Origin of the sequence: Pseudomonas reidholzensis (assembly GCF_900536025.1) — a bacterium.
GTDB classification, from domain to species: domain Bacteria; phylum Pseudomonadota; class Gammaproteobacteria; order Pseudomonadales; family Pseudomonadaceae; genus Aquipseudomonas; species Aquipseudomonas reidholzensis.
In genome coordinates this window covers 42781-64392 of sequence record NZ_UNOZ01000023.1, presented here as the reverse complement: position 1 = coordinate 64392, position 21612 = coordinate 42781, and the positions used below count along the sequence as shown (strand labels likewise).

General features: G+C 65.3%; 15 protein-coding genes. 9 read left to right on the top strand and 6 right to left on the bottom strand.

The genetic code is table 11. The features are described from left to right. Positions 1–373: 373 nt before the first annotated feature. Positions 374–1186 (bottom strand): exodeoxyribonuclease III, encoded by an 813-nt coding sequence (gene xthA / locus CCOS865_RS16600; RefSeq protein ID WP_119142752.1) that lies wholly within the window; start codon positions 1184–1186, stop codon positions 374–376. 163 nt (positions 1187–1349) lie between these two features. On the opposite strand from xthA, the gene CCOS865_RS16595 reads away from it, so the two are divergent. From CCOS865_RS16595 to CCOS865_RS16585, 3 genes are read left to right on the top strand one after another with little or no spacing between them, the layout of a single operon-like run. Beyond that, entirely contained in the window at positions 1350–2000 is a 651-nt protein-coding gene (locus CCOS865_RS16595; protein ID WP_119142750.1) for a GNAT family N-acetyltransferase, read from the top strand. A 52-nt stretch (positions 2001–2052) separates the two neighbouring features. Beyond that, on the top strand, positions 2053–3795 hold the full coding sequence (locus tag CCOS865_RS16590) for an autotransporter assembly complex protein TamA (protein WP_119142749.1): 1743 nt from the start codon (positions 2053–2055) through the stop codon (positions 3793–3795). Continuing rightward, positions 3792–7466 (top strand): translocation/assembly module TamB domain-containing protein, encoded by a 3675-nt coding sequence (locus CCOS865_RS16585; protein WP_119142747.1) that lies wholly within the window; start codon positions 3792–3794, stop codon positions 7464–7466. Before CCOS865_RS16590 ends, CCOS865_RS16585 begins: the two co-directional genes overlap by 4 nt. A gap of 438 nt (positions 7467–7904) precedes the next feature. On the opposite strand, the gene CCOS865_RS16580 is transcribed toward CCOS865_RS16585, so the two are convergent. Beyond that, the gene (locus CCOS865_RS16580; protein ID WP_119142746.1) at positions 7905–8957 is read right to left on the bottom strand and encodes a zinc-binding dehydrogenase; all 1053 of its coding nucleotides are present in this window, start codon (positions 8955–8957) and stop codon (positions 7905–7907) included. A 172-nt stretch (positions 8958–9129) separates the two neighbouring features. Here CCOS865_RS16580 and CCOS865_RS16575 point away from each other — a divergent pair, with 172 nt between their 5' ends. The 5 genes from CCOS865_RS16575 to CCOS865_RS16555 all read left to right on the top strand — a co-directional run bounded on the left by CCOS865_RS16575 (position 9130) and on the right by CCOS865_RS16555 (position 15835). Beyond that, a complete protein-coding gene (locus tag CCOS865_RS16575; protein ID WP_208644545.1) occupies positions 9130–9744 on the top strand; it encodes a TetR/AcrR family transcriptional regulator in 615 nt (204 codons plus the stop codon). A gap of 422 nt (positions 9745–10166) precedes the next feature. Next, complete coding sequence (locus tag CCOS865_RS16570; RefSeq protein ID WP_119142742.1) at positions 10167–11903, top strand: thiamine pyrophosphate-binding protein; 1737 nt, start codon at positions 10167–10169, stop codon at positions 11901–11903. Between the two features lie 30 nt (positions 11904–11933). Continuing rightward, positions 11934–13244, top strand: a complete 1311-nt coding sequence (mdlD, locus tag CCOS865_RS16565) for an NAD(P)-dependent benzaldehyde dehydrogenase MdlD (protein ID WP_119142740.1) — start codon at positions 11934–11936, stop codon at positions 13242–13244. Between the two features lie 96 nt (positions 13245–13340). Then, positions 13341–14207, top strand: coding sequence for a transporter (locus tag CCOS865_RS16560; RefSeq protein WP_119142739.1), 867 nt, complete (start codon positions 13341–13343; stop codon positions 14205–14207). A gap of 38 nt (positions 14208–14245) precedes the next feature. Further along, positions 14246–15835, top strand: a complete 1590-nt coding sequence (locus tag CCOS865_RS16555; protein ID WP_119142738.1) for a fatty acyl-CoA synthetase — start codon at positions 14246–14248, stop codon at positions 15833–15835. A gap of 24 nt (positions 15836–15859) precedes the next feature. Here the strand turns inward: CCOS865_RS16555 and CCOS865_RS16550 are convergent, their stop codons facing one another. Together CCOS865_RS16550 and CCOS865_RS16545 are read right to left on the bottom strand one after the other, a co-directional pair. Further along, positions 15860–17047 carry a M20 aminoacylase family protein gene (locus CCOS865_RS16550; protein ID WP_119142736.1) on the bottom strand — a complete coding sequence of 396 codons (1188 nt, stop codon included), beginning with the start codon at positions 17045–17047 and terminating at the stop codon, positions 15860–15862. Positions 17048–17050: 3 nt separating this feature from the next. Then, positions 17051–18376 (bottom strand): MFS transporter, encoded by a 1326-nt coding sequence (locus CCOS865_RS16545; RefSeq protein ID WP_119142734.1) that lies wholly within the window; start codon positions 18374–18376, stop codon positions 17051–17053. 382 nt (positions 18377–18758) lie between these two features. Between CCOS865_RS16545 and CCOS865_RS16540 the strand changes: the two genes are divergently transcribed. Next, entirely contained in the window at positions 18759–19898 is a 1140-nt protein-coding gene (locus tag CCOS865_RS16540) for a porin (RefSeq protein WP_119142732.1), read from the top strand. Here the strand turns inward: CCOS865_RS16540 and CCOS865_RS16535 are convergent. Next, positions 19895–20809 carry a LysR family transcriptional regulator gene (locus CCOS865_RS16535; RefSeq protein ID WP_119142730.1) on the bottom strand — a complete coding sequence of 305 codons (915 nt, stop codon included), beginning with the start codon at positions 20807–20809 and terminating at the stop codon, positions 19895–19897. The two genes, CCOS865_RS16540 and CCOS865_RS16535, sit on opposite strands and share 4 nt — an antisense overlap. 153 nt (positions 20810–20962) lie before the next feature. Continuing rightward, the gene (locus tag CCOS865_RS16530) at positions 20963–21604 is read right to left on the bottom strand and encodes a 3-oxoacid CoA-transferase subunit B (RefSeq protein WP_119142728.1); all 642 of its coding nucleotides are present in this window, start codon (positions 21602–21604) and stop codon (positions 20963–20965) included. Between the last annotated feature and the right edge of the window lie 8 nt (positions 21605–21612).

Sequence of the window (21612 nt, the reverse complement as noted above, 5' to 3'; positions counted from 1 at the left end):
GAGCTTGAGCTAGCTTGTGAGCTTGATCTACTGCGACTGCAGGAGGCCGAACGGAGGTCTTGCGAAGCGAGGTGACGGCCAGGAAGGCCGGCAAGGGCTGCGGGCCAGGAAGGCCCGTACAGCCCGGTCCTCGCGGGAGCAAGGCCGGAGTGAGGGAACCCGTAGCGCAGCGAAGGGCCGGATGCAGGAGCAAGCGGTTTTTGGTTACTTTTTTCCAAGAAAAAAAGTGACCCGCCGTAAGGGCGGAAGGGGCCAGCAGCAGCCCCCCATCAACCGGATAAGCTCGATACCCAAAACGCGCCCCCACCGGCAACTACCCCAATAACCCGTGAAGAACCCTTCTTGCGTTCACAGCGGCTCTGGCGCGGTGACCTCAGCTCAGCTCCAGCCAGATCGGCGCATGGTCCGAGGGCTTCTCCATCGCGCGCAGGTCGTAATCCACCCCGGCCGCCTTCACGCGCGGCAGCAGCCCTTGCGAGGCCATGATCAGGTCGATGCGCAGGCCACGCTTGGGTTCGTCCTCGAAACCACGGCTGCGGTAGTCGAACCAGCTGAAGCGGTCGGCCACCTCCGGGTGCAGGTGGCGGAAGCTGTCGACCAGGCCCCAGCCCTTGAGGCGTTCCATCCACTCGCGCTCTTCCGGCAGGAAGCTGCATTTGCCGGTCTTCAACCAGCGCTTGGCGTTGTCGGCACCGATGCCGATGTCGCAGTCCTGCGGGGAGATGTTGACGTCGCCCATCACCACCAGTGGCTGCTGGTTGTCGAACTGGGTTTCCAGCAGGGTTTGCAGGTCGCTGTAGAAGCGTTGCTTGGCCGGGAACTTGGTCGGGTGGTCGCGGCTTTCACCCTGCGGGAAGTAGCCGTTCATGATGGTGATCGGGTTGCCATCGGCATCGGCGAAGGTGCCCCAGATGAAGCGCCGCTGGGCGTCTTCCTCGTCACTGGCAAAGCCTTTGTGCAAGGCCAGCGGCGCCTGGCGCGAGAGCAGGGCGACGCCGTAGTGGCCCTTCTGCCCGTGGTAGTGCACGTGGTACCCCAGGGCTTGCACGTCGGCCAGTGGAAACTGTTCGTCGCTGACCTTGGTTTCCTGCAGGCCGATCACGTCTGGCTGATGCTTCTCGATCAGTGCCGCCAGCTGGTGCGGGCGGGCGCGCAGGCCGTTGATGTTGAACGAGACGATCTTCATGGCGAGCCAATCCTGGTAAAAGCGGGGATGCTAGCGGACATCGGCCGCGACCACCAGCATGGCGCCGTGCAGTCTGCGCTGCTAACGTGCGGAAGGAGGTGAACCAAGTGCGGTGTCGCACCTCCAAGGCACTGTACGTCCATTCCAAGGAGGATTGCCCGCAATGCCCGAAGACATCCCCGCTCCGGCCCGCATCTGCCTGCTCGACGAGGGCTACGGCCGCGAGGTGCGCTCGTTGCTGTACCACGCGTACCGCCACGAACCGACCTTCGCCTACCTGTTCGAAGGCCAGCGGCCCGGCTATGAACGCCGCCTGCGGGTGATGATCCGCGAGTGGGTGCGCCAGCATTTCTATTTGCAGCTGCCGGCGCTCGGGGTAATGGTCGAAGACCGCCTGGTGGGCCTGGCGCTGATCGTGCCGCCGCTGCGCAGGCTCGGTGTGGCCGACAGCTGGGCGTGGCGCTTGCGGATGATCCTCGGTACCGGTTTGCGCTGTACCCGTCGCTACCTGGATTACCAGGCCGCGCTGGCCGCCTGCCTGCCCTCGGACCAGGTCCACGTGCTGCCGCTGCTGGGCGTGCACCCGCAGTACCAGGGCCAGCATTACGGTGAGCAATTGTTACAGGCGGTTCACGACTGGTGCGCCGATGACCCGGGCACCCAAGGCGTGGTGCTGGACACCGGCAATGCCCACTACCTGGCGTTCTATGAGCGCCATGGCTACCAGGAAATCGGCGAAATCGCCGTAGGACCGATCCGCGAGCGGGTGTTTTTTCATCCCAATCCGTTGTCATCCAAATCAGCAATCGCGTGACCTGCGCGGTAGAGCGCTGCCTTGCGCGTCTGGCTCTGGTAGCATGCCCCGCATGACGTATTCAGGAAGACTAACCTGGGGCCTGATCATCCTGGCCGCCAGCAGTACAGTATGGGCCCAGAGCGAATTGCTGGTGCGGGTGAAACCGGCCAACAAGGCGCTCAAGGCGAATGTCGAGGGCTATATCGGTAGCCTTGGCGAGCGTGACGAAGAGGCCTTGCTGCGCTTCAGTCGCGGTGCCGAGGAGCAGGCGCGCAAGGCCGCCCAGGCGCTCGGTTACTACCAGGCGCAGATCGACACCGAGGTCAAGCCAGCGGCTGACAAGGACGCGTCGGCGCAGTTGATCATCCGCATCGACCCCGGCGAGCCGGTCCGGCTGCGCAACGTGACGGTGCGCATCGAAGGCCCAGCCAGCGAACTCAAGGCGTTTCGGCTGCCAGATAGCAAGGCGCTGCGTGCCGGCGAGCGGCTCAACCATGGCACCTACGAGGACGCCAAGCGGCTGATCCAGAACCAGGCCTCGCGCTACGGCTTCTTCAGTGGCCACTTCAGCCGCCAGCGCCTGGCGGTCGACCCGCAGGCCGGCGTCGCCGACATCGAACTGGTCTACCAGAGCGGCCCGCGCTTCTACCTGGGCGCCGTGCGCTTTGGCGGCGATACCCCGCTGGACCAGGACCTGCTGCAGCGCATGGTGCCGTTCAAGCCGGGCACCCCCTACGACTCCGAACTGATCGCCGAACTCAACAACGCCCTGCAATCGAGCGGCTACTTCGAAGGCGTGCGGGTTGACGCAGCGCCCACCGCCGCAGTCGCCCAGGAGATCCCGGTAGACGTCCGCCTGGAAACCCGCAAGCCCCGCACCATGGGCCTTGGCCTGGGCTTTTCGACCGACGTCGGGCCGCGCGGCAAGGCCAACTGGACGCGCCACTGGGTCAACCCGCAAGGCCATAGCTACGGCTGGGAGGCCGAACTCTCGGCGCCGCGGCAAAACGTCGGGCTGTGGTACGACGTGCCGCTCGACCCGCCGCTGACCGACAAGCTGCGCTTCGCCGGGGGCTACCAGAATGAAGAGATCGCCGGGACCGACACCCTGAGCAAGCTGCTTACCGTCGGCCCGGAGTGGCACAGCAAGCTGCCCAGCGGCTGGCAGCGGGTGATCTCGCTCAAGTACCAGCGCGAAGAGTACAAGCTGGGCGATGACTCCGGCCTGAGCAACCTGCTGATGCCAGGGGTGAGTTACTCCTACGTGCGCAGCGACAACCGCCTCGACCCGCATAACGGCTACCGCTTGCAGTTCGACGCGCAGGTCGCCAAAGAGGGGCTGGTCTCCGACACCAACCTGCTGCACGGCAATGTGCTGCTCAAGGGCCTGACCACGCTGGGCCAGAACCACCGCTTCCTGGCGCGCGTGCAGTTCGGCGGCAGCGCCACCAACGGTTACCAGAAAAACATCCCGCCCTCGCTGCGCTTCTTCGCCGGTGGCGACCAGAGCGTGCGCGGCTACGACTACCAGAGCCTGTCGCCGAAAAACAGCGACGGCGACCGCATCGGTGGCCGCTACATGGTTGCCGGCAGTGCCGAGTACCAGTATTCGCTGACCGACAAATGGCGGGTGGCGACGTTCATCGACCAAGGCAACTCGTTCAATACGCTGGAACTGCCAAGCCTCAAGACCGGTGTCGGCATCGGTGTCCGTTGGGTGTCACCGGTCGGGCCACTGCGCCTTGACCTGGCCAAGGCACTGGACGACGACGGTGGCATTCGCCTGCACTTCTCCATGGGGCCTGAGCTGTGACGCGTGCGTTCAAATACATTCTATTGAGCCTGCTTGGCCTGGTACTGCTGGTCGCCTTGAGCCTGGCAGTGTTGCTCGGTACCCAGGCCGGTAGCCGCTGGGCACTGGGCCTGGTGCCCGGGCTGCACGTCGAAGACTTCCAGGGTCGCCTCGGTGGCGGCTGGCAAGCCAGTCGCCTGACCTGGACCGATGCCGCGAGCAAGGTCGAGGTGCAGGCGCCGCAACTGGCCTGGTCACCGCTGTGCCTGCTGCGCGCGACGCTGTGCATCGACCGGCTGCAGGCCGAGCGGGTCGACATGGCGTTTGCCCCGAGCGCAGCCGACCCAGACAGCGGCCCGTTGCAGCTGCCGGCGCTGCGTCTGCCGCTGGCGATCGAGCTCGGCGAGGTCAAGCTGGGCCAACTGCGCCTGGATGGCAGCGACCTGCTGGGCGACCTGCAACTGGCGGCGCACTGGACCGCCAACGGCCTGCGCATCGACAGCCTGCAACTGCAACGTGACGACCTGCACCTGAACCTGCAAGGCGACCTGCAACCCGAAGGGGACTGGCCGTTGCAGCTCGCGGGCACCGTGCAACTGCCGGCGGTCGAAGGCCAGGCCTGGCAGTTGGCCCTGACCGCCAAGGGCGAACTGCAGAAGACCCTGAACATCGACGCGACCAGCACGGGCTACCTCGACGCCCACCTCACTGGCGAGCTGCAAGCGCTGGCCGAGCACCTGCCGGCCAAGCTGAGCATCCGCTCCGAGGCGTTCAAGCCGGCCGCGACGCTGCCCGACACGCTGCAACTCAATCAACTGCGCCTGGATGCCAAGGGCGACCTGCTCAAGGGCTATCAACTCTCCGGTTCAGCCAGCCTGCCGGCGGAGCAGGGGCCGATTGCCCTGGTCCTGGCGGGCCGGGTGGATGCCAAGGGCGCCAAGCTCGATGCGCTCGACCTCAACGCCAGCGAGGTCCAGCGGCTCAAGCTGCAAGCCAGCGCCGACTGGCAGCAGGGCCTGAGCGCCGATGCCCAGCTCGACTGGCAGGACTTCCCCTGGTTGCGCCTGTATCCGCTGGAGGAGGCGCCACAAGTCACCCTCAAACGCCTAACTGCCCAGGTCGCCTACCGCGATGGCAACTATAAAGGCACGTTCAATGGCGACCTCGACGGCCCCGCGGGGGCGTTCAACCTGACCAGCCCGTTCGAAGGCGACCTCGGCCAGGTGCGCTTGCCGCAACTGGCGTTGAGCGCAGGGCAGGGCAAGGCGACGGGCAGCCTGGCGCTGCGTTTTGCCGATACCCTGGCCTGGGATGTCGACCTGCAGTTGGCCGCGCTCGACCCGGCCTACTGGCTGGCCGAACTGCCCGGCACGCTCGCCGGGCCGCTGCGCAGCAAAGGCGAATTGAAGGATGAGCGCCTGCAACTGCAGGCCCAGCTCGACCTCAAGGGCCGCCTGCGCGGCCAGCCCGCCGTGCTCAAGGCCGAGGCGCAAGGCGCCGGTGACAGCTGGACACTGGGCGCCCTGGCGGTGCAGCTGGGCGACAACCGCATCAATGGCAGCGGCAGCCTGCAACAGCGTCTGGCCGGGCGTATCGACCTCGACCTGCCGCGCCTTGGCCAGCTCTGGCCGCGCCTGCAGGGGCAAGTCAAGGGCCGCCTGGACCTGGCCGGGACCTTGGCCGCGCCCGAGGGCACCCTTACTCTGCAAGGGCAACAACTGGCCCAGGCCGACAACCGCGTGCAGCGCCTCGACCTCGACGCCCGGCTGGACAGCGCCCAGCGCGGGGTGATCAACCTCAAGGCCGGCACGATTCGCCTGGGCGATACGGCATTGGGTGATCTCAGCGTGGCCGGAAAAGGCGACATTCGCCAGCAGGCCATGACCCTGGCCCTGGCGGGCCCGCAAATCAAGCTTGATCTTGCCCTGGACGGCCAGTTGGCCAAGGGCGACTGGCGCGGCCGCCTGGCCACCGGGCGGATCCAGGCCGGTGGCCAGGACTGGCAGTTGCAGGCCCCGGCCAAACTGCAGCGCCTGGCCAACGGTCAGCTCGACTTCGGCGCACATTGCTGGCGCTCCGGCCCGGCCAGCCTGTGTGGCGAAGACCAGCGCCTGGCGCCGGAGCCGCGGCTGCGCTATCACCTCAAGCAGTTCCCGATCGACAGCCTGGCGCAATGGCTGCCGAAAGACTTCGCCTGGCAGGGCATGCTCAACGCCGACGTCAACCTGGACATCCCCGCCAGTGGCCCGAAAGGCACCATTCGCATCGATGCCAGCGGCGGTACGCTGCGCGTGCGTGACGCTGAGCGCTGGGTCGATTTCCCGTATCAGGTGCTGCGCCTGGACAGCACCCTGAGCCCGCGGCGAGTCGACACCACGCTGAACTTCCGCGGTGAGCGCCTGGGTGAATTGGCGCTGTCGACCCGCCTCGATCCGCTGGGCAAGAACAAGCCCCTGTCGGGCGACTTCCGCCTGACGGGCCTGGACCTGTCGGTGGCGCGGCCGTTCGTGCCGATGGTCGAGCGCCTGGCCGGCCAGCTCAATGGCAGCGGCCGCCTGTCCGGCTCGCTGCTGGCGCCGCAGGTCAACGGCAACCTGGCCCTCACCGGCGGTGAGGTGAGTGGTGCCGAGCTGCCGGTCAGCCTCCAGGACCTGTCGCTGCAAGCGCTGATCGCCGGCGAGCAGGTGCAGGTGCAGGGTGGCTGGCGCAGTGGCCCAGCGGGCCGTGGCCAATTGAGCGGCAACCTGACCTGGGGTCAGGCACTGGCCATGGACCTGCGCCTGCAGGGTCAGCAGTTGCCGGTCAGCGTCGAACCCTACGCAACCCTCGACGTCGCCCCCGACCTGACGATCCGCCTGGCCGGTGACAAGCTGGCAGTGACCGGCAAGGTGCTGGTGCCCAAGGGCAAGATCACCGTGCGCGAGCTGCCGCCGTCGACCGTCAAGGTCTCGGATGACACGGTCATCGTCGGCCACCAGACCGAGGAGGGCGCGCCGGCCATGGCCGTGGCGATGGACATCGACGTCGAGGTCGGCCAGGAGAAACTCTCCTTCAGCGGCTTCGGGCTCACCGCCAACCTGCTCGGCCATGTGCACATCGGCGACAACCTCGACACCCGCGGCGAGCTCAGCCTGGCCGACGGCCGTTACCGCGCCTACGGCCAGCGCCTGACCATCCGCCGCGCGCGGCTGCTGTTTGCCGGCCCGATCGACCAGCCGTACCTGGACATCGAAGCGATCCGCCAGGTCGATGACGTGACGGCTGGTATCCGCCTCAGCGGCAGCGCCGAGCAGCCGACCACCACGGTCTTCTCCGAGCCAGCGATGAGCCAGGAGCAGGCCCTGTCGTACCTGGTGCTGGGCCGCCCGCTGGGCACTACCGGCGAAGACAACAACATGCTCGCCCAGGCGGCCTTGGGCCTTGGCCTGGCAGGCAGTGCCGGGCTGACCGGCAGCCTCGCGTCGAACCTGGGCATCGATGACTTCCAGCTCGACACCGAAGGCACGGGCAACACCACCAGCGTGGTCGCCAGCGGCAACCTGACCGAGCGGCTGAGCCTGCGCTATGGCGTGGGGGTGTTCGAACCGGCCAACACCATCGCTCTGCGCTACAAGCTGAGCAAGAAGGTGTACCTGGAGGCGGCCAGCGGGTTGGCCAGTTCGTTGGATATCTTCTACAAGCGGGATTTCTGAGTGTCAGTTATATGTGTGGGGAGTAGTGGGCGCTAGCCACGGCTTCTCGGGCGCTCTCAGGATCGAGCGCCGCCCGCGCGGCGCTTCGCGGGGCAAGCCCGCTCCCACATTTGTTGCATCGTGCCATGGCCTGACAGACCCCTGTCTTAGCCCTTGTTTGTCCGGCGAAGATCCTGAGCCGCCTCAAATGGCTCCCCACCAGCTTTTCGCCTGGCACCAAGGCTGGCAACCCCTCTCTCACAGGCCATGGCGCGTTGCAACAAATGTGGGAGCGGGCTTGCCCCGCGAAGCGCCGCGCGGGCGGCGCTCGATAGTGAGGGCGCTAGAGAAGTTGTGGCTAGCACCCGCGAAGCGCCGCGCGGGCGGCGCTCGATCCTGAGAGCGCCCGAGAAGCTTGTGGCTAGCACCTCGCAGCCCTCATGCGATCCCATTACTCCGTCATGGCTTCACCAACATCTTGATATGTACGCCATTGCCGCTGAGAACACTGAAGGCCTGCTCGAGGTTGTCCAGGCTGACACTGCCGGTGACCATCGGCGCCAGTTGCTCGGGCTGCCGGCAGATCATCGCGAACGCCTCGGCGAAATCCTCCGCGGTGTAGGCAAAGATAAATTTCAGCGTGAGGCTCTTCTGCAGCAGGAACGCCGGCTCAAGCGTGTCCGGCTGCATGCAGTTGCCCACCACCACGATGGTTGCGCCGACCGGCGCCGAGCGCGCCAGGGCCATCAGCATCCCTGGCTTGCCGACGCACTCGAACAGTACCGCGCGTGAGCGCTGGCGCAGTTCCGGAGCCTGCGCCATGGCATCCGACAGCCCCAGCGGCAACCCCAGTGCATCCCACCAGGCGCCGGTGTCGCCCGGCGCGACCACGTTGTCGGCGCCCATCTGCTCGGCCATGGCGCGGCGGGCGAGGCTCGGTTCGATGGCCAGTACCGGGCCCAGGCCCAGGGCGCGCAAGCGGGCGATGACAAACAGCCCGACCGGGCCGCAGCCGACCACCGCGAAGGCGCAGTTACCATCGACGTTGGCTTCTGCCACCGCATGCACGGCCACCGACAACGGCTCGGTAAGCGCTGCGATGTCCGTGCTTACGTGGTCAGGGACCGCCCAGCTCAGGTTGGCCTGCAACAGCATCTGCTCGGCGAAGGCGCCGTTGAAGGTATTGGAGTAGCCGACCAGTTCCACGCCCTGGCCCGCGCTGATGAAGGGCATGGCCACGACCCGCTGGCCGGCCTCGAAGCCCGGGGCGCGTTCAAGCACTTCGCAGCAGAATTCATGGCCCATCACCACCGGCTTGTGCGGGTCCATGAAGCCTCTGAACCCTGCACTTTGCAGCAGGCCGCAGAGGTGTTCGGCGTGGTCCTTGGCGTGCAGGTCGCTGCCGCACACACCGCAGGCCAGTGGCCGGGTCAACAGTAGCCCCGCAGTGGGCTGGGGGTCAGTGACCGTCTCCAGGCGCAACTGACCGTCGTGCAGAACCATGGCTTTCATGAGGCGTCCCTTTTTATTATTGTCGGGGTAAACCAATAAGTATTTAACCTACCTGCGGGTAACATAGAAGTGCTCCCGAGGGCTGTCAAGGCGCTCGGAACCCAAGGGTATGGTGTATTCTCTGCGGTACAAATACGCCAGCCATGGCGGGCCAATGCTTGGGAAATCCCTCATGACCGAACCGACACCGTTCCAGACCCCGCAGCAGAAACAGCGCGATCGCGAAGCCAAACGGCAGGCCGTGCTGCGCGCTGCCGTGCGCATCTTCAACAAGCAAGGCTTCCATGCCACGCTGCTCGAAGACGTCGCCACCAGCCTGGGCATCTCCAAGCCGACCATCTACCACTACCTGGGCAACAAGGAGCAGGTGCTGCTGACCTGCGTGATGACCGGGCTGGAGCAACTGGTCGAGGCGTCCGAGCAGGCGCGGCAGGAGCCGGGCACCGGCAATGACCGGCTGCGCAAATACCTGCGCCGCTATGCCGAGATCAACATGGACGACTTTGGCCGGTGTGTGATCCTCACCGCAGAAGAGTCGTTGTCCGAGGCGGGCAGGGCGGAGTTTCGTGCGCTCAAGCGCAAGATCGACCATGCCCTGCGCGAGCTGATCGAGGCAGGCATCGCTGACGGCTCCATCGCGCCCTGCGACTCCCGTTTGATGGCCTTCACCCTGGCCGGTGCGCTGAACTGGCCGGCGCGCTGGTTCAGCGCCGAGGGCAAGCAGACCCGTGAAGAAACCGCCAGCCTGATGGTCGAGCTGCTCGCCAACGGCTTCGCCCCCCGCTGACGCCCAGCGCTTGGGCGGCGTTTTGAAATTGCGCTTGGCGTGAGCTCGCCGGGGCTGCTGCGCAGCCCTTTCGCGACGCAAGGCCGCTCCCACATGTCCAGCGCTGGCTGATCTTCCTGTGGGAGCGGCCTTGCGTCGCGAAAGGGGCGCGCAGCGGCCCCAGCGAGCTCAAGGCATGGGTAAATTCGGAAAAATGCGAAGCCCTTGAAAGCGCTGCCGCTAAGGCCGAAGTAGAGCTGGGCCAGGCGCACTGGCCGGCCTCGCCCGCACCTTCGGTAACCGCTCTGGTTGCCGCTCCCGCGCACATTTGGCTGCCTCGTGCGCCTTGACAAAGAATCCCTTACTGTCTAAATCTACTCGCAGGTAGTTTTTATACCTCTTGGTACGAATCCAACAAAAATAACAACCCTGGAGAGTGAACCATGCACAACAGTCAGTTGCTGACGGGGGGCGATGTGCTCGCCGCTACGTTGGCGAAGGCCGGCGTCAAAGACATCTTTACCCTGCACGGCGGCCACCTGGACGGCCTGTTCAAGGCCTGCAAGGACCTCGATATCAACCTGTTCGACACGCGCCACGAGGCCAGTGCCGGGCATGCCGCCGAAGCCTATGCCAGGGTCAAGGGCGATCTGGGCGTGTGCGTGGTCACCAGCGGCCCGGGCTTTACCAACGTGATTTCGTCGATCGTCAACGCCAAGTCCGATCAGACCCCGGTGCTGTACATCGTCGGCGCGCCGCCGCTGCGCGAAGCCCACACCAACCCGCTGCAAGGCGGCTTCGACCAGATCGCCATGGCCACCCCGGGCGCCAAGCTGGCGCTGCGCATCACCCATGCCGAGCGGATTGCCGACCAGCTCGCGCTGGCGATCCGTGAAGCGCGCAATGCGCCGTATGGCCCGGTACTGGTCGAAGTGCCCATCGATGTCATGCACATGCTGGTGCACCCGGACGACCTCACCGCACCCACCGGGCTGGCTGTCCAGTGCCGGCCGGCGCCTAGCCGGCGTGACCTCAACCGCATCGTCGAACAGCTGAAAAAGGCCAAGCGGCCAGCGCTGATCGTCGGCGGCAGTGTGCGCTACAGCCACTGCGGTGAGCTGCTCTCGCAGGTGGCGCTGAAGTTCGCCCTGCCGGTGTTCAGCAACGCCGGCGGCCGCGGGATCCTGCGCAACGACCATCCGCTGCATTTTGCCGATCCGGGACTGATCGCCACCCTTGACGAGGCGCACAAGCCGGACCTGATCATCAACCTGGGCGCACGCTCCGGGATGTTTCTTGGCGGGCGCAGCAAGGCCATTGTTGGCGACCAGGCGTTCTACATCCAGGTGCACAACGACCCGGCAGAACTGGGCCGGGTCAACGAGGCCAGCCTTGCGCTCAATTGCGACTACGGCGAATTGCTGGCGAGCCTGTACGAGGAAAACTTCAAGCCGGCCATCGAAGAGGGCTGGGTCGACGCGCTGCGGGCGGCCAGGCATGCCTTGGCCCACCCAGCGTATCCGGCTGACTCGGGCGGGGCGGTGCACCCGGGCCAGGCCGTGGCGCAGATCGTCCAGAGCAGTGGCGAAAATGCGCTGTTCGTCATCGAAGGCGGTGAGACCGGCTTGTGGGCGCTGGATGGGGTCGAGGTCAATCGGCCGGGTCATGTCCTCAGCTATGGCTACCTGGGCTGCCTGGGCACAGGGCCGGGCTTTGCCCTGGGCGCGGCGATCGCCAGCCCGGACTCGAGGGTGGTGCTGATTTCCGGCGACGGAGCCTTTGGCTTCCATCTGCAGGAGCTGGACTCGATGAACCGGCACCACACGCCGGTGATCAACGTGGTGCTCAACAACGAGTGCTGGGGCATGTCGATCCATGGCCAGGAAATGCTCTACGGCAAGGGCTACAGCGCTGTGAGCAGGCTCGGTGGGTTGTCCTATGCGGCGATCGGCGGCGGTTTTGGCTGCCATGCCGAACAGGTCACTCGCCTGGAGGACCTGGCGCCGGCGATGGCGCGTGCCATCGCCAGTGGCAAACCAGCGGTGATCGAAGTCATGACCGACCCGCAGGTGGTGCACCCGGTCATGCACCTGATGCTCAGTGAACCGGCCGACCCGAGCAGGGAAATCGTCATCCCGTACTACGAGAATATTCCGCTGCGCGACCTCAGCCAGCGGTAACCCTCCCGCTCACTCGACAAGGACAGCGCCATGAGAGACACCTCCGTAGCCCAGATCCAGCAGTACTTCAGCGCGCAAAAAGACTACTTCACACGCGGCGAGACCCGTCAGCTGGCGTTCAAGCAGCGCGCCTTGCTCAAACTCAAGGCGGCGATCAGCGCCCACAGCGAGGAGATCTTCCAGGCCCTGGCAGAAGACCTGGGCAAGGACCGCGACCAGGTCGAAATGGCCGAGATCGGCGCAGTGATCAACGAGATCGACTTCGCCCTCGAGCATCTCGAGCAATGGTGCACGCCGCGCGAGGTGCAAACCCCGGCAGCGTTGCAGCCCTCGCAAAGCTTCATCCACCATGAGCCGTTTGGCGTGTGCTACATCGTCGGGCCGTTCAATTACCCGATCAACCTGACCATGCTGCCGCTGATCGGGGCGATCGTGGGCGGCAATAGCGCGCTGGTCAAACCCTCCGAGAGCACCCCCAATGCGGCCCGGGTCATCGAAAAGATCGTCGCCAGCGCCTTCGATACCTGCCATGTGGCGGTGATCCAGGGGGGCAGGGAGGTCAACGAGTACGCCCTGTCGCTGGCGTTGGATTTCATCTTCTTCACCGGCAGCCCGCAGGTCGGCAAGGTGGTCATGCAGGCGGCTGCCAGGCAGTTGATTCCGTTCGTGCTGGAGCTGGGCGGCAAGTGCCCGGTGCTGGTCCTGGAGGACGCCGACCTGGACCAGGTCGCCGAGCAGATCGTCTTCGGGCGGTTCTTCAACAGTGGCCAGACCTGCATCGCCCCCGACTACGTGCTGGTGCCCGAAGCGCTCAATGAGGCCCTGGTGACGCGCCTGGTGGCGTTGACCCGCAGCCTCTATCCGCAGCTGGGCTCAACCGGCAAGCTGATCACCGCACGGCAAGTGCAGCGCCTCGACCAACTGCTCGGCAGCAGCACGGGGCGGGTGGTGCTGGGCGGGCAAAGCGACAGCGAACAGCGCTACTTCGCCGCGACCCTGGTCGAGCAGGTGGGTTGGGACGACTCACTGATGCGCGAGGAGTTGTTCGGCCCGCTGTTGCCGATTGTCCAGTACCGCGACCTGGACGCGACCGTCGCCAACATCAACCACTACCACTACAAACCGCTCGCCGCGTACGTCTTTACCAAGGACCGCGAGCGTGGCCTGGCGCTGCTGGCGAAGATCCCGTCGGGCGATGCGCAGATCAACGCGGTCATCACCCATTCCATGTCGCCGTATCTGCCGTTTGGCGGCGTGGGGCCGTCGGGGATCGGCAGCTACCACGGTGAGTACAGCTTCTCGGCCTTTACCTACCAGCGCTCTATTCGCACGGTGCCCTGAGCGTAGAGCCTGCACCGCCTCAGGGGCGCCCAGCGCCCCGAGGTATCGGTGTTTCATGAGTGCGCTGCTCCAATAACAATAAATCAGGAAGCCGCTATGAAGAACATTCAGGCCGCGACGGTCGCCGTCTGCCTTGCATTCAGCCCTCTGCCCACGTTGGCTTACGATAACTTCCCCGGTGACTCGGTGTGGGCCGGGGACGGCACCCATGCGTCACTGATCTACTTTGCCCATCAGAACTCCAAGCAGCTGAGGGTGCAGGGTCACGGCAAGATGAAGGACTCCAGGCTGACGGTGAACTCGCTGATCCTGCGCGATGTGCACTACACCGAAATCGCCGGCGAAAAGTTTCTCTACCAGGCGTTCTTGCCGATCGGCGATATCTCCACCGCACGCTCCAGTGGCCATGATCAGGACACCCGTTCGGGCGTCGGCGACCTGACCTTCGAGGTGGCGTGGTTTCCGTTCACCTCGACCAGCCCGACCGGGACCTCGATGGCGCTCGGCCTGTACCTGGGCACGCCCACCGGCAACTACGACGTGGACGAGCCGAGCATCGGCAGCGGCACCTGGAGCGTCACCACCGAAGCGGGCATCGTGCAAGGCCTGGGCGCCGGCTTCTTCCTCGACTCCACCGTCAGCTCGACGTTCTCCAAGACCCGCCGCCACGAAGGCATCGAAGTGCGCAGCAACACCGCCTACCAAGGGCAGTTCTACCTCAGGCATCAGTTTTCGCCGACGGCTTACTGGGGTGCGGGCGTGTCTACGCTGCAAGGCGGCAAGGGCTACCTTGACGGCAACTACACAGGCATCAAGACCCGCAGCGATCAGTTTCGCCTGTTTGCCAACAAGTTGTTTTACGAGCATTTTATGGCGGGTCTGATGGTCGGGCGAGACTTCCATGCCGATGGCGGTTATCGCAAGGACAGCCAGGTCACGCTCAGGTTCGCGCGCTTCTGGTGAGGCGCAACACTTCCAATAAAAACAACCCGAGGTTTGTCATGTCTGTCGATCCCTACACGGCATTGTCCGGGCCCGCACGGCTGCACAGCGTGGCGGATATTGCCGCGCGCTCCGCTGCGCGCTACCCGCACAAGCTGGCCATTGTCGATGGCGAGGTCAGCCTGAGCTTCGCCGAACTCGATCGACTGATCGGTACCCTGGCGGCGTGGATGCAGCAGGCCGGCGTGCACAAGGGCGACCGGGTGCTGCTGTTTTCGCACAACTGCTGGCAGTTTCCCGTCGCGGTCCTGGCCGCCGCGAGGATTGGCGCGATCGCCGCGCCGGTCAATTTCATGCTCGGCCCGCAGGAGCTGCTGTACATCCTGCAACTGAGCCAGCCGGCCTTGGCGATTGTCGAGGATGGCCTGCGCGAGACCTTCGACGCTGCGCTGGCGAACTACCCGGGCGAGCTGGCGCACAAGCTGCTGATCAACCTCCACGGCCTACCCTGCAGCCACGGCTGGCAAGCGTTCGAACCGCTGGTGCAGGGTCAGCATCGTGCCCCGCTGCCGGTCGCGGTGGGGGCTGAAGAACCGATCCGGATGATGTTCACCAGCGGTACCGAATCATTGCCCAAAGGGGTATTGCTGAGCAGCCACGCGCTGCTGTCGCAGTACGTCAGTTGCGTGGTTTCGGGTGGCATGCAGGTCAGCGACCGCGAGGTGCACGCCTTCCCGCTGTACCACTGCGCGCAGCTGGACAACTTCCTCATGACCGACATTTACCTGGGCGCCACCAGCTACCTGCTGCGCCGACCGGACCCGGCCGCGATCCTGGCGACGATCGAGCGTGAGCGGATCAGCAACCTGTTCTGCCCGCCGACCGCCTGGATTGCCCTGCTCAATTGCCCGGCCTTTGCCACGGCCGACCTGAGTTCGCTGAAAAAGGTCTACTACGGCGCTTCGGCCATGCCCAGAACGGTGATCGAGACGCTGCGCCAGAAGCTCCCGCAGATCCAGTTCTGGCAGTTTTATGGCCAGACCGAAATGGCCTCGCTGGCCACGGTGCTCTGCCCTGAAGACCATGAGGCCTACCCAGGCTCGGTGGGCGTGCCGGCATTGAATGTGACCACTGCGGTGGTCGATGAAAACGACTGCCCGGTAGACGTGGGGGTGGTTGGCGAAATCGTCCACCGCAGCCCCCACCTGACGCTGGGCTATTACGCCGACCTGGACAAGACCGCCGCGGCGTTTCGCAATGGCTGGTTCCATTCCGGCGACCTCGGCTACTTCGGCGAATCGGGGCATCTGTACGTGGTCGACCGGATCAAGGACATCGTCAAGACCGGCGGTGAGAACGTCTCCACCAAGGAAGTGGAGGAGGTCATCTACGACTTCGACGGCGTGCGCGAAGCGGCGGTGTTCGCGCTGCCACACCCGCAGTGGATCGAGATCGTCGCCGCCGCCGTGGTTGCGCACGACGGCCACACCCTGGACACCGAGGCCCTGCTGCGCCATTGCAAGGCGAAGTTGGCGGGCTTCAAGGCGCCCAGGTTCGTTGCCGTGGTGCCCGTGCTGCCGAAGAACGCCAGTGGCAAGGTGCTCAAGCGTGAGCTGCGGGCGGCGTTCCAGGAGGCCGCAGGGCAGTGACGGGCCACTGCCGCCTGCCAGCGGTCAGGCGTGGCCAGGCTGGAGGAAGTCCACCACCAGCTTGACCCAGCAGTCCGCGCCCAGGCCGATCAACTGGTCGTTGAAGTCGTAATGCGGGTTGTGCACCGAGCAGCCATGGAACTCGCCCTCGCCGTTGCCGAGCATGAAGTAGCAGCCCGGCACTTCGGCGAGCATCCAGGCGAAGTCCTCGGTGCCCATCACCTTGGGCCCGCGGCTGTGCAGGTGGCCCGGCGCGAACAACGGCGCGAGGCTGGTGCGCGCCCATTCGGTCTCGGCCTCATGGTTGATCAGGGCGGGTGCCAATTGGCGGATGTCCAGCTCGATGCTGACGCCGAACGCCTGTTCATGGCCGCGGACGATCTCGGCCAGGCGCTGGTTGATCTTGTGCTGGGTCTGCGGCGTGTCGGTGCGCACGCTGATCAGCATGCTGGCTTCGTCCGGAATGATGTTGTAGACACTGCCGGCCTGGAGCATGCCGATACTGACCACGGCGTATTCCTCCGGCCCGAGGTTGCGCGACTTGATGGTCTGGATCGCGTTGATCAGGCTGGCCACCACGGGCAGTGGGTCCACCGACAGTTCGGGCATGGCGCCGTGGCCGCCTTTGCCGGTGATGTGCAGCCGCACCCGCTCGGACGACGCCATGGTCGGACCGGCTTGCACCACTGCCGTGCCCACCGGCGACCCCGGCATGTTGTGCAAGGCGAAAATCGCGTCACACGGGAAGCGCTGGAACAGACCGTCGTCGATCATCGCCTTGGCGCCGCACAAACCCTCTTCATCGGGCTGGAAGATCAGGTTGAGGGTGCCGTCGAACGCGCAGCTCGACAGGCGATAGGCGGCGGCGAGCAGGATCGCCGTGTGGCCGTCGTGGCCGCAGGCGTGCATGCGCCCGGGGATCTGGCTGGCGTGGGCAAAGGCATTCTTCTCTTGCATGGGCAATGCGTCCATGTCGGCGCGCAGGCCGATGCGGCGCTGCCCCTGGCCTTTGCGCAGCACGCCGACCAGGCCGTGGCCGCCGATCCCGCGATGGACCTCATAGCCCCACTGTTGCAGCTTCGCGGCCACCAGTTCGGCGGTGTGCGGCGTGTCACCGCCCAGTTCGGGTGCCGCGTGAATCTGCCGCCGCAAACTGATGAAGCTTTCCAGCTCGGTGTCGTTCAAGGCAGTGCCGGTTTGCTGAGTGTGCATGGTTCAGGCCCTTCCGGTGTTTTCAGGGAACAGTTTCAGGCAGACGAGGCTGATCACCCCGCCGGCCAGCAGGTAGTAGGCGGGTGCCAAGGGGTCGTCGAGGGACGCCGTCAGCCAGGTCGCGATCAGCGGCGAGAAGCCGCCGAACAAGGTGACCCCGAAGCTGTAGCTGACCGAGGTGCCGAGCGCGCGCTGGGGCTTGGCGAAGCCTTCCATGATCATCGCGAAGAACGCCCCCGAGCCGATGCAGCCGGGCAGCACCAGCAGCGCCACGATGAGCATGGCGGCGTACAGGTCGGTGCTGTGCGACAACAGCCAGAGCGCTGGCCAGGCGGCGATGACGGGCAGGCTGATGGTCCATGCCAGGAGCTTCTTGCGCAGCCCGTGACGGTCGGCGTAGCGCCCGGCGAGCGGGGTGATGATCGCCAGGCAGGCGGCGGCCACGCAGGCAATCGCCATGGCGCTGCGCTGCGGGTACTGCAGGGTGCTGACCAGGTACGACGGCATGTAGAAGATGAACAGGTACATGCCGATGGTGGCGCTGGCCATCAGGCCGGTCGCCAGGAGGGTGTTACGCAGGTCGATCACCGTGCGCCAGTGCGGCTTGGCAATGCTCGGGCTTACGCGCTCGCGCTCGCTGGTGGGCTGCTCGAGGGTTTCGGGAATGCAGCGGCGGATGTACAGGCCCACCGGGCCGATGAGCAGGCCGATGATGAACGGGATGCGCCAGCCCCAGTCTTCCAGGTCAGGCGTGCTCATCACGCTGCTCAGCAGCAGGCCCAGGCCGGCGCCGACCAAGGCCGCGTAGCCCTGGCTGGCGGCCTGCCAGCTGACACTGGCGCAGCGCTTGGCGGGCGAGGTGGACTCCATCAGCAACACCGAGGCGGTGCCGATTTCACCGCCGGCGGAAAAGCCCTGGGTGAGGCGGCCGATCACCAGCAACACGGTGCCGAACACCCCGGCTTGCTGGTAGGTGGGCGCGAAGGCGATCAGCGCGGTGCCCAGGGTCATGAGAAAGATGGTCAGGGTCAGCGCGGCCTTGCGCCCTTTGCGGTCGGCCAGGCGGCCGATGACCATCGCGCCCACCGGGCGCATCAGGAACCCCACCCCAAACGCGGTCAACGACATCAGCAAGGAGGCCAGCGGCGACTGCGCCGGGAAGAAGTTCTTGGCGATCACCACGGCGAAAAAACTGTAGATGGTGAAGTCGTACATCTCCAGGGCGTTGCCCAGGGCGCAGGCCACGGTGGCGCGGCCAGTCCCGACGGCGGCGCTGTCGGGGCGCGGCGTGCCATGCGCTACAGGCGTATCCGAGTGCAGGGTTGTCATGCGGGCTCTCTCCGAGTCATTTGCGTTGTGGGCAAACTATCGGGCAAGCCGGGCGATCAATCACTTGCGCTTTTCGCAAGCACATTACCAACGGTTAATTAACTCGCGCCTCTGCGGCCGGTTATTGCACCACAGCTGTGCAGAAAGGCGCGCGAATGGGCGATCGCTGACCAAGTTTGCGTCCCAGCGCAGCAACGCGCATTGCGCCATGCAGGCGCCCGCGCGTTTATTTCTGCGACGTTGGCAGGCACCCGGCACACGCTACCTCGGCTCCGGCGGGCAAATTAGCAAACAGGCATAGCCTTGCGAAAATGGCGATTTGGGCGGCGATTTATTTTCAGGGAGGCTGCGAACCCATACCCACGTTCACGGAGAGTCCGCAATGGGAGCGTTCGCTATGCGCAATGGATCACTGGCCGTCATCCTCCTCGGGCTTGGCGTGCCGCCCGCCACGCTGGCCGAGGGCTTCCCCTCGATCGGTCGGGTGGCCTCGGGGTTCGGTCACTACAACGTGGACAAGGGCTACGACGACACGCTGAAGCTCTATGGCACGCTCGATGCGTTCGTCAATTACCAGGACTCAGGCCATTACAGCGGTTACAAACTGGCCGGCGGCGGCGCCTGGACCAACAAGCTCGGGCTGTATATGCGCAAGGCGGTCGCGGCGGACACGGTGCTGGAGATGGATGTCGAAGAAGGCTTCAACCTCAATGGCCAGGCCTTGGGCGAGCACTGGAAACAGGTCGGCGCATTGCGCCTGGCCGTGGTCGCGCTGCGTTCGCGCAGCTACGGCAAGCTGGAGTTCGGCAAGACCTACGGCATGGGTACGCCGACCTTCGCCGACCCGTTCCTGGCCACCTATGGCTCGCCTTACACCTACCTCACCAGCCCGCCCAGTGGCAAAGGCGCTTATTACCTGGACATGCGCCCCAAGCATACCCTGGCCTACACCACGCCCAAGTTCGCCGGCTTCAGTGTTGGCAGCGCCTTGAGCTTTGGCCTCAACGACACCGCCAGTGGCGGCAAGACCCTGCGCGGCAAAGGCATCAGCGTGCAGTACAGCAATGCCCGGTGGATGCTCCTGGGCTCGTTCAATGACTACCTGAGTGACCCGTGGGGCGACGAGCAGGGCCCGCGTCAGACGCACAATTATTTCAAGAGCGCCTCGGTGTTCCACGACTTCGGGCCGGTCGCGGCCAGCCTCACCTGGCAGCGTCAGGAAGTGGACTATCACGCCACGCCGAGCCTTGACGCCTGGACCCTGGGCCTCTCAGCGCCGGTGGGTAAAGCCGATGTCGCGCGTCTGGCGCTGGTCAAGCGCGACATCCAGTTCGGTGACCAGGATGCCTTCGGCGTGATGCTCGGCTATGACCATTTCCTGCGGCCCGGCTGGGCCATTTACGGGCGAATCGCACTGATCGACAACCGCCCGCGATCAGCCATCAGCTATGCCGGTATCCCGCTCGAGCAGGCCGGTGACGACCCGCAGAACCTGGCCATCGGTATGTACTACCACTTCTAGCCGGCCAGCGCCTTGGCCTGCAGCTTGGCGCTGAGGTTGTGGAACAGCTCCTTGGCCGGTGAGGTCAGGGCGTGGCGGTCGACGCAGACCAGGTAGATCGGGTACTCGGGGATGATCTCCTCGACCTCGACCTTGAACAGCGCCGGTGTCTGGGCAGTGGTGAGGGTGTTGCCCGCGGCGAAGTTGCTCAGGGTCATGAACGCGTTGGCGTTTTGCACCATGCCCAGGGCCAGCAGCAACGACGAGCATTCGATGACGTTTTGTGGCGGATGCACGTCATTGACCTCGAACATCTGGTGGAACTGCGACGACCCATCGCCGACCGCGTCCAGGCTGATCCAGTTGGCGTACTGCAACTGTCGCAATGAGCGCGCGTGGCGCAGGGGGTTGCCCGGGCTGCAGAAGACATTGCCCTGGATACGGTCGAGGGCCTCCCAGTCGAGGTTGAGGCGTTGGGTGTTCTGCTGCGAGGTCAGGGCAAAATCCAGCGTGCCGTCGCGCAGGCGCTGGACGATGTGGCTGGGCCGTTGCTCGATGAGCTTGATCCGCACGCGCTGGTTTTTCGCCTGGAAGTCACTGATGCAGGCGCCGAACCCTGGCAGCACGGCGGTCAGCGAGGTGACGCCGATGGCCACTTCGCCGACGGCCGTGTCATGGATGTTGTCGGCCTCGATCTGCAGGCGGCGCATGCTCTCCACCGCCATCTGGGCGTGGCGCAGGATCCGCCGGCCCTCGTCGGTGAGCGACATGCCCTTGTAGGAGCGCTGCATCAAGGTCAGCCCCAGTTCGCGTTCAAGGTCCTTGATCGAACGGCTCAGCGCCGGCTGGGTGACGTGAAGTATCTGCGACGCTTCGTTGATGCTGCCGCATTGATCGATCGCGACCAGCGCTCTGACTTGATGGAATTTCACGCTGTCTGGCCCGTTGTTGTTTGTCGGCAACTCTAAAGCAAGATGCCGGCCAGCCGCCAGTGAGGGCCCGGGCGGGCCCTATGTTCCGCCTCAGCGCCGATGGGCCTGTCTCGGCCCCTGCGCTGGCAGGCGGATACACACGGGTATGGCGGATTACTGGTACAGCGGTACGCCACTCAGTTCCTGCAACGCCTGGAAGTCGATGTCGGCGCAGATTTCCAACACCTTCAGCCCATCGGGCGTTACTTCCAGCACGGCCAGGTCGGTGTAGATGCGGCTGACGCAACCGATACCGGTCAGGGGGTACGTGCACTCGGGCACGATCTTGCTTTCGCCGGACTTGGTCAGGTGGTCCATCATCACGAACACCTGACGCGCGCCCGTGGCCAGGTCCATCGCGCCGCCTACGGCCGGGATCGAACCTTCGGCGCCGGTGTGCCAGTTGGCCAGATCGCCCTTCACCGACACCTGGAAGGCGCCCAGTACGGCGATGTCCAGATGGCCGCCACGCATCATCGAGAAGGAGTCTGCATGGTGGAAGAAGGCACCGCCGGTGAGCAGGGTCACGTGCTGCTTGCCGGCGTTGATCAGGTCGTCGTCTTCCTCACCCGGAGCGGGGCTTGGGCCCATGCCCAGCACGCCGTTCTCGCTGTGCAGGAACACTTCCTTGTCGCCCAGGTAATTGGCCACCAGGGTCGGCGCACCGATGCCCAGGTTGACGTACGCGCCTTCCTGGATATCGGCGGCCACGCGCTGGGCCATCTCGGTACGGGAAAGCTTTTTGGTGATGGTCATGGCAGGCC